Origin of the sequence: Tabrizicola soli, from assembly GCF_015999335.1 — a bacterium.
GTDB classification, from domain to species: Bacteria; Pseudomonadota; Alphaproteobacteria; order Rhodobacterales; family Rhodobacteraceae; genus Tabrizicola; species Tabrizicola soli.
Genome location: NZ_JAEACP010000002.1, coordinates 199,993 through 215,031, shown reverse-complemented (window position 1 = coordinate 215,031; position 15,039 = coordinate 199,993). Strand labels below are relative to the sequence as shown.

13 protein-coding genes are annotated in these 15,039 nt (G+C 68.3%); 7 read left to right on the top strand and 6 right to left on the bottom strand.

Annotation, left to right across the window (positions count from 1 at the left end; all coding sequences use genetic code 11):
- Window positions 1-80: 80 nt before the first annotated feature.
- Window positions 81-3,281, top strand: a complete 3,201-nt coding sequence (locus tag I7S92_RS02995) for a trifunctional glycoside hydrolase family 18/polysaccharide deacetylase/glycosyltransferase family 2 protein (RefSeq protein WP_197641985.1) — start codon at window positions 81-83, stop codon at window positions 3,279-3,281.
- Window positions 3,282-3,285: 4 nt separating this feature from the next.
- Here I7S92_RS02995 and I7S92_RS02990 read toward each other — a convergent pair whose 3' ends face one another.
- The 3 genes from I7S92_RS02990 to I7S92_RS02980 all read right to left on the bottom strand — a co-directional run bounded on the left by I7S92_RS02990 (window position 3,286) and on the right by I7S92_RS02980 (window position 5,421).
- On the bottom strand, window positions 3,286-3,834 hold the full coding sequence (locus tag I7S92_RS02990) for a hypothetical protein (protein WP_197641984.1): 549 nt from the start codon (window positions 3,832-3,834) through the stop codon (window positions 3,286-3,288).
- A gap of 327 nt (window positions 3,835-4,161) precedes the next feature.
- Window positions 4,162-5,217 carry a GlxA family transcriptional regulator gene (locus I7S92_RS02985; RefSeq protein ID WP_197641983.1) on the bottom strand — a complete coding sequence of 352 codons (1,056 nt, stop codon included), beginning with the start codon at window positions 5,215-5,217 and terminating at the stop codon, window positions 4,162-4,164.
- 60 nt (window positions 5,218-5,277) lie between these two features.
- Entirely contained in the window at window positions 5,278-5,421 is a 144-nt protein-coding gene (locus I7S92_RS02980) for a hypothetical protein (RefSeq protein ID WP_197641982.1), read from the bottom strand.
- Between the two features lie 188 nt (window positions 5,422-5,609).
- Between I7S92_RS02980 and I7S92_RS02975 the strand changes: the two genes are divergently transcribed.
- Window positions 5,610-6,248: an SRPBCC family protein gene (locus I7S92_RS02975; protein WP_242070040.1), complete on the top strand. Its 639-nt coding sequence runs from the start codon at window positions 5,610-5,612 to the stop codon at window positions 6,246-6,248.
- Window positions 6,249-6,257: 9 nt separating this feature from the next.
- Window positions 6,258-7,448, top strand: a complete 1,191-nt coding sequence (locus I7S92_RS02970) for a zinc-dependent alcohol dehydrogenase (protein WP_197641981.1) — start codon at window positions 6,258-6,260, stop codon at window positions 7,446-7,448.
- Between the two features lie 67 nt (window positions 7,449-7,515).
- On the opposite strand, the gene katG is transcribed toward I7S92_RS02970, so the two are convergent.
- Window positions 7,516-9,684 (bottom strand): catalase/peroxidase HPI, encoded by a 2,169-nt coding sequence (katG, locus tag I7S92_RS02965; RefSeq protein WP_197641980.1) that lies wholly within the window; start codon window positions 9,682-9,684, stop codon window positions 7,516-7,518.
- Window positions 9,685-9,810: 126 nt separating this feature from the next.
- On the opposite strand from katG, the gene I7S92_RS02960 reads away from it, so the two are divergent.
- From I7S92_RS02960 to I7S92_RS02945, 4 genes are all read left to right on the top strand, one after another.
- A complete protein-coding gene (locus tag I7S92_RS02960; protein WP_197641979.1) occupies window positions 9,811-10,722 on the top strand; it encodes a hydrogen peroxide-inducible genes activator in 912 nt (303 codons plus the stop codon).
- A gap of 31 nt (window positions 10,723-10,753) precedes the next feature.
- Window positions 10,754-11,107 carry a hypothetical protein gene (locus tag I7S92_RS02955; RefSeq protein WP_197641978.1) on the top strand — a complete coding sequence of 118 codons (354 nt, stop codon included), beginning with the start codon at window positions 10,754-10,756 and terminating at the stop codon, window positions 11,105-11,107.
- A 50-nt stretch (window positions 11,108-11,157) separates the two neighbouring features.
- Entirely contained in the window at window positions 11,158-11,643 is a 486-nt protein-coding gene (locus I7S92_RS02950; protein WP_197641977.1) for a copper chaperone PCu(A)C, read from the top strand.
- Between the two features lie 82 nt (window positions 11,644-11,725).
- Window positions 11,726-12,934: an NAD(P)/FAD-dependent oxidoreductase gene (locus tag I7S92_RS02945; RefSeq protein WP_197641976.1), complete on the top strand. Its 1,209-nt coding sequence runs from the start codon at window positions 11,726-11,728 to the stop codon at window positions 12,932-12,934.
- A gap of 8 nt (window positions 12,935-12,942) precedes the next feature.
- Here I7S92_RS02945 and I7S92_RS02940 read toward each other — a convergent pair whose 3' ends face one another.
- Both I7S92_RS02940 and metG read right to left on the bottom strand, forming a co-directional pair.
- A complete protein-coding gene (locus I7S92_RS02940; RefSeq protein ID WP_197641975.1) occupies window positions 12,943-13,098 on the bottom strand; it encodes a hypothetical protein in 156 nt (51 codons plus the stop codon).
- 187 nt (window positions 13,099-13,285) lie between these two features.
- Window positions 13,286-15,004 (bottom strand): methionine--tRNA ligase, encoded by a 1,719-nt coding sequence (gene metG, locus I7S92_RS02935; RefSeq protein WP_197641974.1) that lies wholly within the window; start codon window positions 15,002-15,004, stop codon window positions 13,286-13,288.
- Window positions 15,005-15,039: the final 35 nt, after the last annotated feature.

Genomic DNA, 15,039 nt, shown 5'->3' with positions numbered 1-15,039 from the left:
TCTTTCTTCTGATCGTTCTTGCAATCCTGGGTTGCATATGGCTTTGGAACCTGGGCCAGAGGTTGCTGGTCGATCCGCCCTTGCCCCGGTCCCCCGACTTCGAGGCGAGCGAACATGCGGCCCGGCCTCTGGATGCGCTGGTCACCCTGCAGGGCAATTCGGCCTCGCCCTGCGACCGGCGGGCCGAGGGGCGCAAGCGGGAGGTGCTGGGTTATCTGCCCGCGGCCGACAGCACGGCTCTTACCGGCATGCGCGCCCGCTGCGGCCAGCTGGACCGGGTCATGGCCGACGCCTTCCTTCTGGGCGCGCCCAACGGAACCGTGGTGCCGCTGTGGGAAAACGGCAACCTGGCGCTGGACGAGCTGGCCGAGGAGCTGGACCTGCCGGGGGAGGGAATCCTGCCGGTGGCGCGGATCACGGCGAGCACCCGCACCGATGAACTGGCCGCGCTGATCTCGCCCGGCCCGGCGCTGGAACGGCTGGCGTCCGAGCTGGCCGAGCTTCTGTCCCGCGAGGCGCGGCCGGAGCTTTGCATCAACCTGGAGGAGCACCCGCAGCTGGACCCGGTCCTGCTGCGCCGGGCGCTGTCGCGGCTGAAATACGTCATGGCCACGCAGGCGGGACGGCCGCTTGGCCTGTGCCTGATCGCGGCGCCCGAGGCGAGGTTCTGGCGCGATCCCGAGCTGGTCAAGCTTCTGGAGCGGGCCGTTGTGCTGGGCTTTCGCAGCGACAGCTCGCCCCTGGCCTCTCCCGCGCCGCAGGACTGGTTCGAGACCGCCGTGACCGAGGTGCGCGCGCTGATCCCGGCGGAAAAGCTGGTGGTCGCGCTGGGCACCTTTGCCCGGTCCTGGCAAGGGCAGGGCTGGCCCGAGCGGCTGGGCTATGCCGAGGCCCTGTCGCATGCCGACCGTTCCGGGGCGATGCCGGTGATGGATGCCGGGGCCGGGGCCTCGCGCCTGCGCTTTCTGGATGCCGAGCGGCAGGTCAACGACCTGTGGCTCATGGATGCGGCCTCGATGCACAACCAGCTGGCGGTGCTGGACCCCGGGCAGGCGGTCGCGGTCTGGCCGCTTGGCTATGAGGACCCGGCGATCTGGCGGATCCTGCAGGCCGATGCCCAAGGCCGGCTGGCGCAGATCCTGCTGGAGGAGAAGGTGGACCTCTCGCGGCAGGTGCTGACCGAGGCCGGGGGGCCGGCGATCGCGGCCATCACTCCGGCGCGGACCGGGCGGCGCTTTGTCCTTCTGGACGGGGCGGGCGAGAAGATCGTCGGGCAACGCTACGATCCCCTGCCGCTGCCCTGGCAGGTCGAGCGGCGCGGGCTGGAGGTGCAGGGCGGGCTGATGCTGGCCTTCGACGGCCTGCCCGAGGAGGAGGACGCCGATACCGTGATCGCGACGCTGCTGCGCCACGGGGTCAAGGCCGCCTTCTTCGCCGATCTGGCCAGCGTGCTGCAACATGACGGGTCGGCCCGCAAGCTGGCCGCCGCGGGGCATGTGCTGGGCCTGCGGATGCTGCCGCCGCTGCCGGGACGGGCCGAGTCCGAGGTCACGACCCGGATGATGCTGAACTTCGAGCAGCTGTATCTGAACGCGCTGCTGCAAAAGCCCGCGCGGCTGGTCCTGCTGCGGCCGGGGGCGGGGCCGCCGTCGTTCAGCGAGGATGCCTTCCTGGCCGAATCCGGGCTGCTGGAGCGCGGTCTCATTCCGGTGCGGTCAAGCTTCGACAGCCCGTTCGGCCCGATCGACCCCGACGAATTCGCCGACCGCATCCTGCGCGAGGGCGAGCCGGATCTGACCCAGGTGATCACGCTGGACCTTCGGGTGCCGGGCAAGGGCGCGATCACGGTGCTGCCCGACCTGCTGACGCGCCTGGCGAAGGACGGTTTCCGCTTCCTGTCGCCGGGGCTGGCCACCATGACCCAGGAGCCGGCGCCTGCGGCCGAGGCCCCCCCGACCAGCCTTGGCGACTGGCTTGCCTTCCGGGTGGCCGACTTCTTCCTGAACAGCGTGACGGTCTTGTTCTTCGTGATGCTGGTGGTCTCGGCCGTGTTCTCGCTGGCCTATATCGCCCTGTCGCTGCTGCGGCATCCGCATGGGAAGATCGACCCCGGCTTCGCCCCGCCCGTCACCGTGGTGATCCCCGCCTTCAACGAGGAAAAGGTCATCGCGGCCTGCCTCGAATCCGTCCTGCGCTCGGACTATCCCGACCTTCGGGTCATCGTGGTGGACGACGGCTCGACCGACCGCACCGCCGAGGTGGTACGCGGCCTGGTGGAGAAGCATCCGCAGGTCCGGCTCTTGCAGGAGGAGAACGCGGGCAAGTGGCATGCGGCGAATTTCGCGCTGTCCGAGATCGAGACGCCGATCCTGGTGGTGGCGGACGCCGATTCCATCTTCCTGCCCGACACGGTCCGCTGGCTGGTGCAACCCTTCAGGGACGAAACGGTGGGGGCGGTGGCCGGGCTGGTCGAGGTCGGGAACCGGCAGAACATCCTGAGCGACTTCCAGCACCAGGAATACATGGTCACCCAGAACGTCCTGCGCCGCGCGCAGGAGTTCTTCGACGGCATCCTGGTGGTGCCCGGCGCGGCGGGGGCCTGGCGGCTAAAGGCGGTGCGCGAGGGGGGCAGCTTCTCGGGCGAGACGATCACCGAGGATGCCGACCTGACGGTGGCGGTGCACCGCGCGGGCTATCGCGTGCGGTTCGAGGAGCGCGCGCGCTCGATCACCGAGGCTCCGGTCAGGGTGCGGGCCTTCATGCGGCAGCGGCTGCGCTGGCAGCTGGGGATGCTGCAGGTCAGCTGGAAGCACCGGGGCGTGCTGACCTCGGGGATGCCGGTGGGCTTCGCTCTGGTCGATTCGATCTGGTTCGGGCCGGTCTCGCTGATGTTCGCGATGCTGGACGACATCCTGCTGATCACGGCGCTGACCTCGGCCTATTACATGTTCTTCCTGCGCGAGGCCTTTCCCGGCTCGACCCTGCCGACGCTGCTGTTCGCCAGCTATTTCGTGATGACGGGAATCGAGGTGCTGCGCACGCTGACCGCCTTCTGGTTCGAGCGGCGGTTCGAGTTGAAGACCCTGATGCTGATCCCGATCCTGCGCTTCGGCTATCGCCAGCTGCTGTATCTGACGGCGATCCGCGGGCTGTTCCGGGCCGCGACCGGCCACCCGACCGGCTGGTACAAGATCGAGCGCATGGGCACCCGGCTGATGGCGGCGAACGGCGGCGGCCGGCTGGAACCCGCAAAGAGCGAGGTCAGGCCGGGCGGCCGCTGAGAGGTCAGGAGTCGTTGCGCCCCGAGGTCGACAGCGTCTTGCGCGGTTCCTTCGGGCCGAAGGGCACGTCGACGTCGGCCATCCGGGCGATGTAGTTCGAGATCGGCATCCCGTAGGGGTCGCGCAGATCGGCACGGCCGTCGGTGCGGATGTATTCTTCCAGCGCGTAGGTGCCCAGAAGATGACTGGCCGCCAGCATCCCGCTGGGCGCGAGTTCCCTGCCGCCGACCTCGGTCCAGGCGTGGCGGTCAAGGTTCTCGGCCTCGATATAGTGCCACATCAGCTTGACCCAGGCCTCGGCCGCGCGGTCCTGCACGGTGCGGCTGGCGAGGAATTCCTTGGCCGAATCGACGCCGTGCTTGCCGGTCCAGCCGCCGGCATAGTTGTTGTCGTAGGGATCGCCATCGCGCCGGACATAGCCGAGGTCGATCAGCGCCGCCTCGCCGAACTGATAGGCGCCAAGGAAGTTCAGGGTGTTGACCGCCTGATAGTCGCCGCCACTTTCCATCATCCGCAGGGCGACGAGAAAGGCATTCAGGGACTGCAAGGCCATAGCTATCCTGACCCGGGCCCGAGGCCCGAATTGAATGTTGACACATCACTGGGCAAGGCCGGATCACTGCCCGATCTTCTGCCAAGCCTGCGAGCCCGCCCTAACCTGGACGGGAATTATGGCCTTTCCGTGCACAATCTTGGGCCGAGTGGCGTTTCTTCCGGAGGATCATGCCTGACGGACCCGCAACCTTGCCGCGAAAAGGGGTACGAAAACTGATAACCCGAGCTTGAGCCGACGACAAAGCCGGAAAAAGCGGGTGACGGATTTCCGCCGATTCGGTGTTTCCCGGCGCCACGGCGGCGGAAATGGCAACAATCCGAAGGATCAGCGGAGGGGGCGGGGCGCGGCCCTGGCCGGGGCGGCGCTGCTGCTCGGGCGCATTCCCTGGGCAAGCCGGGTGGGCGCGGTGCCGAAGCGGGCGCGGAAGCTTTTCGAGAAATGCGACACCGTGGCGAAGCCGCAGGCGAGCGAGACCTCGAGCAGGGTCATCTCGGTCGTGCTGAGCAGGTTGCGCCCCAGGTCCAGCCGCAGGCCGCGGTAGAAATCGGCCGGGGACTTGCCGACCGCATCGCGGAACAGCCGTTCGAGATGGCGGCGGGAATAGCCGGCGGCGGCGGCCAGTTCCTCCATCGAGAGCGGCTGGTCGAGATGGCGGTTCATCAGCGTGATCGTCGCCACCAGCACCGGATTGCGCGAGGACATCAGCGCCGCGGTCGAGCTGCGCTGCTCGGCGTTCACCCCCGGCATCACGGTGCGCAGGCACATCTCGGAGACCATGGCGGCGAAGGCGCTGCCGTGATCCTCGGCGATGATCGACAGCATCATGTCGGTCGCGGCCGCGCCGCCGCCGCAGGTCAGGAGCGGGCCGTCGACCTCGAACCGGGCGGGGCTGGGGGCGAGGCGGGGGAAGGTCTCGACGAAGCCGGGCTGGTTCTCCCAGTGCAGGGTGAAGCGCCGCCCGTCCAGCAGCCCGGCCCTGGCCAGCGCGATCGCGCCGGTGCAGACCCCGCCGACGATGCCGCCGAAACGGTGGTGCCGCTGCACCGCCGCCACGATCGCCGGGCTGGCGGCGGCCATCTGTGGATTGCCGGCGCAGACGATCAGCCGGGTCGTCTTGTCCAGCGGCTCGATCCGGCCGTCGACGCCGACCGGGATCCCCGAGGAGCTGGCGACCATCTCGCCGGTCTCGGACAGAAGGCGCCAGCGGTAGAGCGGCTTTTGCGACAGCTGGTTGGCGATGCGCAGCGGCTCCACCGCCGAGACGAAGGCGAGAAGGGTGAAGCCCGGCACGAGGAGGAAGGCATAGTTCCGCGTCGGCCCGGGGTCGGGGGCCGGGAAATAGGCGGCGCCTTTGGGGATCAGGGGCTCGTTCGGCAACATCACTGATTCGCGGTGGATGGTCCCATTGCAGGGCCGTCCGGGGGCCGGGTCAAGCCGGAGTCACGGAGCTATCAGCGCGCCGGCCAGCCGGATCACGCCCGGCGCCAGCACAAGAGCCAGCGCGGCCAGGTAGGCGGCGGCAAAAAGCCCAAGCGCGGCATAGGATCTGGCCCCGCCCCCGGGACGGCGGAAGAGGCGGATCATGCGCGTCCTCCGCAGGCGGTCTGCCCGGCAGGGGTCTTGCGGTCGTCCGGCCCGGACATGCGGTCGTCTCCTTCCCTGGGCGTCCGGGATAGAATGCAGGGATACCGACAAATGTCTATAGCATTGATCGTGTAAGAGGGCGGAATCGGAACCCGGAACAAAGCCCGCCGCCGCCGGTTCCCCACGGCATGGCAGAGGGCATGGGGGCAGGGGGCATGGCGGGACGCAGGGCATTGGGTTGGCTGATCCTGGGCGGCGGGATCGCGGCGGTTGCGGTGCTGGCCTGGCAGAGCGCACAGCCGCCACGGGGCAACCGCGACAGCGCCCCCGGACGGACCGCCCGGCGGACGCGCTGGGGGGAGTACGCGGTCACCGGCCATAGCGTCACCATCGCCCGCCCGCGGGCCGAGCTTTACGCCTTCTGGCGCCGCTTCGCCAACCTGCCGCAGTTCATGGCGAACCTGGACAGCGTGGCGGAGGAGGAAGGGCTGACCCGCTGGACGATCCGCGCGCCCATGGGCCGGACGGTCGAGGTCAGGACCCGGATCGTCACCGACCAGCCCGGCGAGGTGATCGCATGGCGCTCGGTCGAGGGGTCGGAGATCGACACCTCGGGCAAGGTCATGTTCGCCGACGCGCCCGCCGGGCGCGGCACCGTCGTCACCGCGATCATCGCCTGGGACCCGCCCTTCGGCGCGCTGGGCCAGATGGTCGCCAGGGCGTCGGGCCGCGCGCCGGGGGTGCAGTCGCGCCATGAGCTGAAGCGGTTCAAGATGCTGATGGAAACCGGCGAGATCGCGACGGCGCGCCGCCGCCCCGAGGAATAGGAGGCCGCGATGCGCGCTTTGACCTGGCAAGGCACGAAGGACGTGCGGGTGGAGACCGTTCCGGATCCGCAGATCCTCAATCCCCGCGACGCGATCATCGAGGTGACCTCGACGGCGATCTGCGGCTCGGACCTGCATATCTATGACGGGGTGATCCCGGGCATGCGGGCGGGCGACATCCTGGGCCACGAATTCATGGGCCGCGTGGTCGATGCCGGGCGAGGCAGCAGCCTGAGGAAGGGGCAGCGCGTGGTGGTGCCCTTCACCATCTCCTGCGGCACCTGCTTCTTCTGCGCCTCGGGATTTCATTCGGCCTGCGACAATTCCAACCCGGTGGAAACGCAGGACGCGACCGAGACGATGTTCGGCCATGCGATGAGCGGGATCTTCGGCTACAGCCATCTGACCGGGGGCTATGCGGGCGGGCAGGCGGAATATGTCCGGGTGCCCTTTTCCGACGTGGGGCCGATCCCGGTGCCGGATGACCTGCCGGACGACCAGGTGCTGTTCCTGTCGGACATCCTGCCGACCGGCTGGATGGCGGCCGAGAACTGCGACATCCGGCCCGGCGACACGATTGCGGTCTGGGGCTGCGGTCCGGTCGGCCTTTTCGCCGTGCAGTCGGCGCTGCTCATGGGGGCGGGGCAGGTCATCGCCATCGACCATCACCCGAATCGGCTGGAACTGGCGGCAAGCCTGGGCGCGAAGCCGGTCAACTACCGCGAGAGCCATGTCGCCGAGGCGCTGATGGAGATGACCGGCGGCATCGGCCCCGACGCGGTGATCGACGCGGTGGGGATGGAGAGCCACGGCCTTGCCCCCGACCGGCTGATGGACCGGGCGAAGCAGGCGGTGGGGATCGGGGTGGATGGCATCCATGCCCTGCGCGCGGCGATCCACGCCTGCCGCAAGGGGGGACGGGTCTCGGTCCCCGGCGTCCACGGCGGCTTTGCCGACACCTTCCCGACCGGCGCGGTGATGCAGAAGGGGCTGACGCTGCGCTCGGGCCAGACGCATGTGCAACGCTACATGCCGAGCCTTCTGCACCGCATCGCCGAGGGCGAGATCGACACCACCTTCCTGATCAGCCACCGCCTGCCGCTGGAGGAGGCCGCAAGGGGATACGAAGGCTTCCGCGACGAGCAGGACCGCTGGACCAAGGTGGTGCTGAAGACCCCGGCCGCGGACTGGAGCGGCTGATGCAAACGGCCCGGGAGTCTCCTCCCGGGCCATCCGTCACTGGTAACAGGGGTACTGGTAACAGCGATCAGGTGCGGAGGTCGAAGCGGTCGGCCTCCATGACCTTGGTCCAGGCCGCAACGAAGTCCTTCACGAACTTCTCGCGGTTGTCGTCCTGGGCATAGACTTCGGCATAGGCGCGCAGGATCGAGTTCGAGCCGAACACCAGGTCCGCGCGGGTGGCGGTCCATTTCACCGCGCCGGTCTTGCGGTCGGCGATGTCATAGAGGTTCGACCCCTTCGGGACCCATTTGTAGCCCATGTCGGTCAGCACGGTGAAGAAGTCTGTGGTCAGCGCGCCGACGCGATCGGTGAAGACCCCGTGCCGGGTGCCGCCATGGTTGGCGCCGATCACCCGCATGCCGCCCAGAAGGCAGGTCATCTCGGGCGCGGTCAGGCCCATGAGCTGCGCGCGGTCGAGCATCAGCTCCTCGGCCGTGACGGCATAGTCCTGCTTCATCCAGTTGCGGAACCCGTCCGCCAGCGGTTCGAGCACCGAGAAGCTCTCGGCGTCGGTCTGGGCGTCGGTGGCATCGCCGCGTCCGGCATGGAAGGGCACGGTCACCTCGAACCCGGCCGCCTTCGCCGCCTGTTCCACGCCCAGGTTCCCCGCCAGCACGATCACGTCGGCGACCGAAGCCCCGGCCTCACGGGCGATGGGTTCCAGCACGGACAGGACGCGGGCCAGGCGGGCGGGCTCGTTGCCCTCCCAGTCCTTCTGCGGGGCGAGACGGATGCGGGCGCCGTTCGCGCCGCCCCGGTGGTCCGAGCCGCGATAGGTGCGGGCCGAATCCCAGGCGGTGCTGACCATATCGCTGACCGACAGGCCCGAGGCGGCGATCTTCGCCTTGACGGCGGCCACGTCCCAGTCGGTGGAGCCGGCCGGAACCGGATCCTGCCACATCAGGTTTTCGGCCGGGACCCAGGGGCCCAGGTAACGCGCCTTCGGACCCATGTCGCGGTGGGTCAGCTTGAACCAGGCGCGGGCGAAGACCTCGCTGAAATAGGCGTGGTCGTCGCGGAACCGCTCGGCGATCTTGCGGAAGCCGGGGTCGAAGCGCAGCGCCATGTCGGCGTCGGTCATCATCGGCATGCGGCGAATCGAGGGATCCTCGACGTCGACCGGCATGTCCTCCTCGGCGATGCCGATCGGCTCCCACTGCCAGGCGCCGGCGGGGGATTTCTTCAGCCACCAGTCATATTTGAACAGCAGCTTGAAATAGCCGTCGTCCCATTGCGTCGGATGGGTGGTCCAGGCGCCCTCCAGGCCCGAAGTCACGGTATCGCGGCCGACCGAACGGGTGGAGTTGATCATCCAGCCCAGGCCCTGCTCCTCGAGCCCCGCGCCTTCCGGCTCGGCCCCGATCAGCGAGGCGTCGCCGTTGCCATGGGTCTTGCCGACGGTATGGCCGCCCGCGGTCAGCGCCACGGTCTCCTCGTCGTTCATCGCCATGCGGGCGAAGGTCTCGCGCACGTCATGGGCGGTGCGGGTCGGGTCGGGCTGGCCGTCGACGCCCTGCGGGTTGACGTAGATCAGGCCCATGACCACCGCTGCCAGCGGGTTGTCCAGCGACTTGCGGTCTTCCCTGGTCGGATAGCGCTGGTCGGTCAGCCATTCCTTTTCCGAGCCCCAGTAGATGTCCTTCTCGGGGGCCCAGATGTCCTCGCGGCCGAAGCCGAAGCCATAGGTCTTGAGGCCCATGGATTCGTAGGCGACGGTCCCGGCCAGGACCAGAAGGTCGGCCCAGGACAGACGGTTGCCGTATTTCTTCTTGATCGGCCAGAGCAGGCGGCGGGCCTTGTCCAGGTTGGCGTTGTCCGGCCAAGAGTTCAGCGGCGCGAACCGCTGGTTGCCGGTGCCCGCGCCGCCGCGGCCGTCGGCCATGCGATAGGTGCCGGCGACGTGCCAGCTCATCCGGATGAAGAGACCGCCGTAATGGCCCCAGTCGGCCGGCCACCAGTCCTGGCTGTCGGTCATCAGGGCGATGAGGTCGCGCTTCACCGCCTCGAAGTCCAGCTTCTTCACTTCCTCGCGGTAGTTGAAGCCGGTCAGCGGGTTCACCTTGGAGTCATGCTGGTGCAGGATGTCCAGGTTCAGCGTCTTCGGCCACCATTCCGTGACCGAGGTCGTGGTGGTGGTCATCGCGCCATGCATCACCGGGCACTTGCCCGCCGCTGCGCTGTCGTTGCCGTCCATCTTGCTCTCCTTCTTGCTCTGCCGCGAAGGGACGAGCGACTCGTCCTTTCCGTCCGGCCCTGCTGCTAGCACCGCTGCGCGATAAAGGGAATTTTCATTTTCCAATTATGGCGATAAGCTGAACTTATGACACAGCTGACCATGAAGCACCTGCGCTATTTCGATGCCCTGGCCCGGCAGCGCCATTTCGGCCGCGCGGCCGAGGCTTCGTCGATCTCGCAGCCCGCGCTTTCGCTGCAGATCAAGGAGCTGGAGGAGATCCTGGGCGCGCCGCTGGTAGAGCGCGGGCCGCGTCAGGTCCGGCTGACCGCCCTGGGCGAGGATTTCGCCCTGCGCGGGGCCGAGATCCTGCGCGCGGTGGACGAGCTGGCCGCGCTGGGCCGCACCGGGGCCGGGCCGCTGGCCGGCCGGCTGCGGCTGGGGATCATCCCCACCGTCGCGCCCTATTTCCTGCCGCAGCTGATCCGCCGGCTGGCGGAGCGTTTCCCCGACCTCGACTTGCGCCCGCGCGAGGCGGTGACGCCGCGCCTGATGCGCGACCTGGCCGAGGGGCGGCTGGACCTCGCGCTTGTCGCCCTGCCGGTGTCCGAGCCTTCGCTGGCCGAGCATCCGCTTTTCGACGAGGATTTCCTGCTGGTCCGTCCCGCCGCCATGGCCGGGGAGCCGGTGCCCGCGCTGGAGAACCTGCGCGAGATGCCGCTGCTCTTGCTGGAGGAGGGGCATTGCTTTCGCGACCAGGCGATCAGCTATTGCAAGCTGCCCCCGGCGCTGGCGGGCGAGATCATGCAGGGCTCCTCGCTTTCGACGCTGGTGCAGATGGTGGGGGCGGGGATCGGGGTGACGCTGATCCCCGAGATGGCGGCGGCGGTCGAGACGCGCTCGGCCGAGGTGGTGCTGCACCGGCTGCCCGATCCGCGCCCCAGCCGCACGATCGGGCTGGTGTGGCGGCGGACCAACCCGCTGGCGCCGCAGCTGGCCGAACTGGCCGCGGCGCTGCTCCCGCCCGCCGCGATGCCGCAGGACGGCATCGCCGGTTGACCGCCTGCGCGGTTTGGCCCATGACAGGGCCATGCTGCTGCGGTTCTTCCTTCTGGTGCAACGGCTGGCGCTGCTGGCCGTCCTCGCGGTCTCGCTGACCGCGAGCGCCTATGGCCACCGCGCGCCCGACAGCGGCGATGCCGCGCTGGCCTTCGTCACGGCGAACGGCGGCGAGCTTTGTGGCGACGGGCCCGAAGGCCACCCGCCGGGCGTGCAATGCCTGGCCTGCCAGATCGTCACGGCGCTGGACCTGCCGCCCCCGGTCGCGCTGCCGCAACGGCTGGTGCCCGTGGCGCTGGTCCTGCCGGGACCGAGGCAGGATCCCCGCGCGATGGCGCGCGTCCGCGACCCCGGACACAGCCCGCAGGGCCCGCCCGCGGCCTGACCGCGTTTCCCTTACTTCCCCAACCAACCCAGCAACGGATGGAGTCCGTCATGTCCCGTATCCTGGCCCTTCTGGCCACCCTTTTCCTTGCCGCCCCGGCGATGGCCCATGATGTCACCGCGGGCGATCTGCAGATCGTCCACCCCCATATCCCGCAGCCCGCAGCCAGCGCCAAGGCCGCCGGCGGCTTCATGAGCATCGTCAACAGCGGCACCGAGGCCGACCGCCTGATCGGCGTCGAAAGCGAGATCGCCGCCAAGTCCGAAGTCCATGAAAGCCGCGTCGGTGCCGATGGCGTCGGCACCATGGTCCATGTCGAGGCGATCGACCTGCCCGCCGGCGGGACCGTGAACCTGGAGCACGGCGGCTATCACATCATGTTCATGGGCCTGAACGGCGCCCTGACCGAAGGCGAGATGCACAAGGCCACGCTGATCTTCGAAAAGGCCGGCCGGGTGGAGATCGAGTTCCAGATCGATCCGCCGATGGGGCAGGGCGGCATGGAAGGCATGGACCATTCCCAGATGAGCAACTGACCCTCCTGCGGCAGCCGGTCCCGGCCGGTTGCCGCCACCCGCACAGCGGGCTAAACCCCGGCCACCGGGCAGGGAGAACATGATGCAGGGTTTTCAGGCGGAACCGCGGCACGACCGCTATGACGTCGTCATCATCGGCGGCGCGATCATGGGCTCGTCCACGGCCTGGTGGCTGACGCAGCTGGGCTTTCAGGGCCGCATCCTGGTGATCGAGCGCGACCCGACCTATGCGCAGGCGGCCACGACGCTGAGCTTCTCCTGCATCCGCCAGCAGTATTCGACCGAGCTCAATGTCCGCATCTCGCAGTTCGGCGCGGATTTCGTGCAGAACCTGCGGCAGCGCATGGGGGGCGACCCGCGGGTACCCGAGCTGAAGATCCAGAACTTCGGCTATCTCTACCTGGCCGACAACGAGGATTTCGCCCAGGTCCTGCGCCGGAACCATGCCGTGCAGGCCGCGGCGGGGGCGGGGACGCGGCTTCTGGCGCCCGAGGAGATCCTGGAGGAATATCCGTTCTACCGGGTGGACGACATCGTCCTCGGCAGCCTCAACCTGCGGGACGAGGGCTATTTCGACGGCTCCACCGTCTTCGACTGGTTCCACCGCAAGGCGCGCGAGGCGGGGGTGGAATATCTGGCGGACGAGGTGGCGGGGCTGGATCTGGCCCAGGGCCGGGTCACCGGCGTCCGGCTGAAATCGGGCCGGACCCTCGGCTGCGGCATGGTGGTCAACGCGGCCGGAACGCGGGGCGGGCGCATCGCCGCAATGGCCGGGATCGCCCTGCCGATCCAGCCGCGCAAACGCTTCAACTGGGTGATCCAGGCGGAAACCCCGCTCTCGCGGCCCCTGCCGCTGACCATCGACCCCTCGGGCGCCTATGTGCGCGAGGTCGGCGGCGGCACCTATATGGCCGGGGGCCATGCCGAACCGGACGGCGAGGCCGCGTTCGAGGATTTCGCCATGGAGCAGGAGGTCTGGATGGAGCATATCTGGCCCGCCATCGCCAGCCGCATCCCCGCCTTCGAGGCGGTGAAGGTGATCAGCGAATGGGCCGGGCACTACGACTTCAACCTGCTGGACCAGAACGCCGTGACCGGCCCGCATCCGGAGATCGCGAACTTCCTGTTCCTGAACGGCTTCTCCGGCCACGGGCTGCAGCAATCGCCCGCCATGGGGCGCGGGACCGCCGAGTGGATCGTCCACGGCGGCTATCGCTCGCTTGACCTGTCAGCCTTCCACTACGACCGGATCGCCGAAGAGCGCGCCCTGGTCGAGGGCGCGATCATCTGAACGTGCCGTCACTCCTCATCCATGAAGATGGCCCCCGAATGGACCGCGATGGTCTCACGCGGGGCCAGAACCACACCCAACACCCCCAGATAGACGACGATGAACAGCGCGATGGCGGCATATGTGCCATAGGCGCGCGTGCGCCGGGGCAGAGCTTGCGACATATCGGTTTCTCCTGACGTGGCAGCGGTTCGGGTTTCCGACGCCGTCAGAGATAGCACCGTTCACGATCTCTTGCCTCCTCAAGTTGCGCGGAGAGGCGGAATTATTTCCCGATCGGCGGCGTTCCGCGCAAAAAACCGCCGCTGACGGACGGTTTCTGCGGCTGCAAACAGATTCTTTTCCGCCGGGTCAGCTGCGGATGCCCGAGAAGCGGGCCTGCCAGTCGGCGCGCTCCTCGTCGGTGATCTTGCGGAACAGGTTCTCGGGCACGCTGAATTCGTGGCCCGCGGGCAGCGCGCGCATCGCGGCCGGGACGTCATGCGGCCAGCTGCGGTCGGCCGTTCCCATCGCCTTCAGCATCGCTTCCGAGGCGTCGGGGATGAAGGGGGCCGAGAGCACGGCATAGACCCGGATCAGGTTCAGCGCGAGGCGGATGATGGCCTGCGCCTGCGCGGGGTCGGTCTTCACCACCGACCAGGGCGCGGCGGATTGCAGGTATTCGTTGCCGATCACCCAGATCGCCCGCAGCTCGGCGGCGGCCTTGCGGACCTCCATCGCCTGCATGTGGGCAGTGTAGTCGGCGATCCGCGCGCCGAGGTCGGCGATCAGCGCGGTCTCGAGCGGGCCGAACTCGCCGCCCGCCGGGACCTGGTTGCCGAACTTGGACACCGCGAACTTGGTCACGCGGGAGACGAGGTTGCCGAGGACGTCGGCGAGATCCTTGTTCACCGAGGCCTGGAAGTTTTCCCAGGTGAACTCGCTGTCCGCGCTTTCCGGCGCGTGGGACAGGAGCCACCAGCGCCAGTAATCGGCGGGCAGGATCGAGAGCGCCTGGTCCATGAAGACGCCCCTCCCTTGCGAGGTGGAGAACTGGCCGCCGTCATAGTTGAGGTAGTTGAAGGACTTGAGGTAATCGACGAGCTTCCACGGCTCGCCGGACCCCAGGATCGTGGCGGGGAAGGAGAGGGTGTGGAAGGGGACGTTGTCCTTGCCCATGAACTGGTAATAGGTCACGTCCGCGGCGCCCTTGTCGGTGCGCCACCAGCGTTCCCAGTCGGCGTCCGTCTTGCCGTTGGCGTCGGCCCATTCGGCCGTGCAGGCGATGTATTCGATGGGGGCGTCGAACCAGACGTAGAAGACCTTGCCTTCCATCCCCGGCCAGGGCTGGTCGCCCTTCCTGACCGGGATGCCCCAGTAGAGGTCGCGGGTGATGCCGCGGTCCTGCAAGCCGTCGCCGTCGTTCAGCCATTTCTTCGCGATCGAGGTGGTCAGGATCGGCCAGTCGGTTTTGCTGTCGATCCAGGCCTCCAGCTTGTCGCGGAGCGCGCGCTGCTTGAGGTAAAGGTGCTTGGTCTCGCGGACCTCCAGGTTGGTGGAGCCGGAGATCGAGGAGCGCGGGTCGATCAGGTCGGTCGGGTCGAGCTGCTTGGTGCAGTTCTCGCACTGGTCGCCGCGCGCAGCCTCATAGCCGCAGTTCGGGCAGGTGCCGGTGATGTAGCGGTCGGGCAGGAAGCGGTTGTCGTCGATGGAGAAGACCTGTTTCTCCGAAACTTCCGCGATCAGGCCGTTCTCGGCCAGTTTCCCGGCGAAATGCTGGGTGAGCTTGTGGTTGCGCTGGCTGGAGGAGCGGCCGAAATGGTCGAAGGACAGGCGGAAGCCCTTCGCCAGTTCCGACTGCACCTGGTGCATCTCGGCGCAATAGTCCTCGACCGGCTTGCCGGCCTTGGCGGCGGCAAGCTCGGCGGGAGTGCCGTGTTCATCCGTTGCGCAGATGAACATCACCTCATGCCCCATCGCTCGGTTGAAGCGGGCGAAGAGGTCGGCGGGAAGCTGGGAGCCGACGAGGTTGCCCAGATGCTTGATCCCGTTGATGTAGGGAATGGCCGAGGTGATGAGGATGCGTGCCATGTCTGCGCCTTGCATGAGTCCGGCGATTGCTTAGC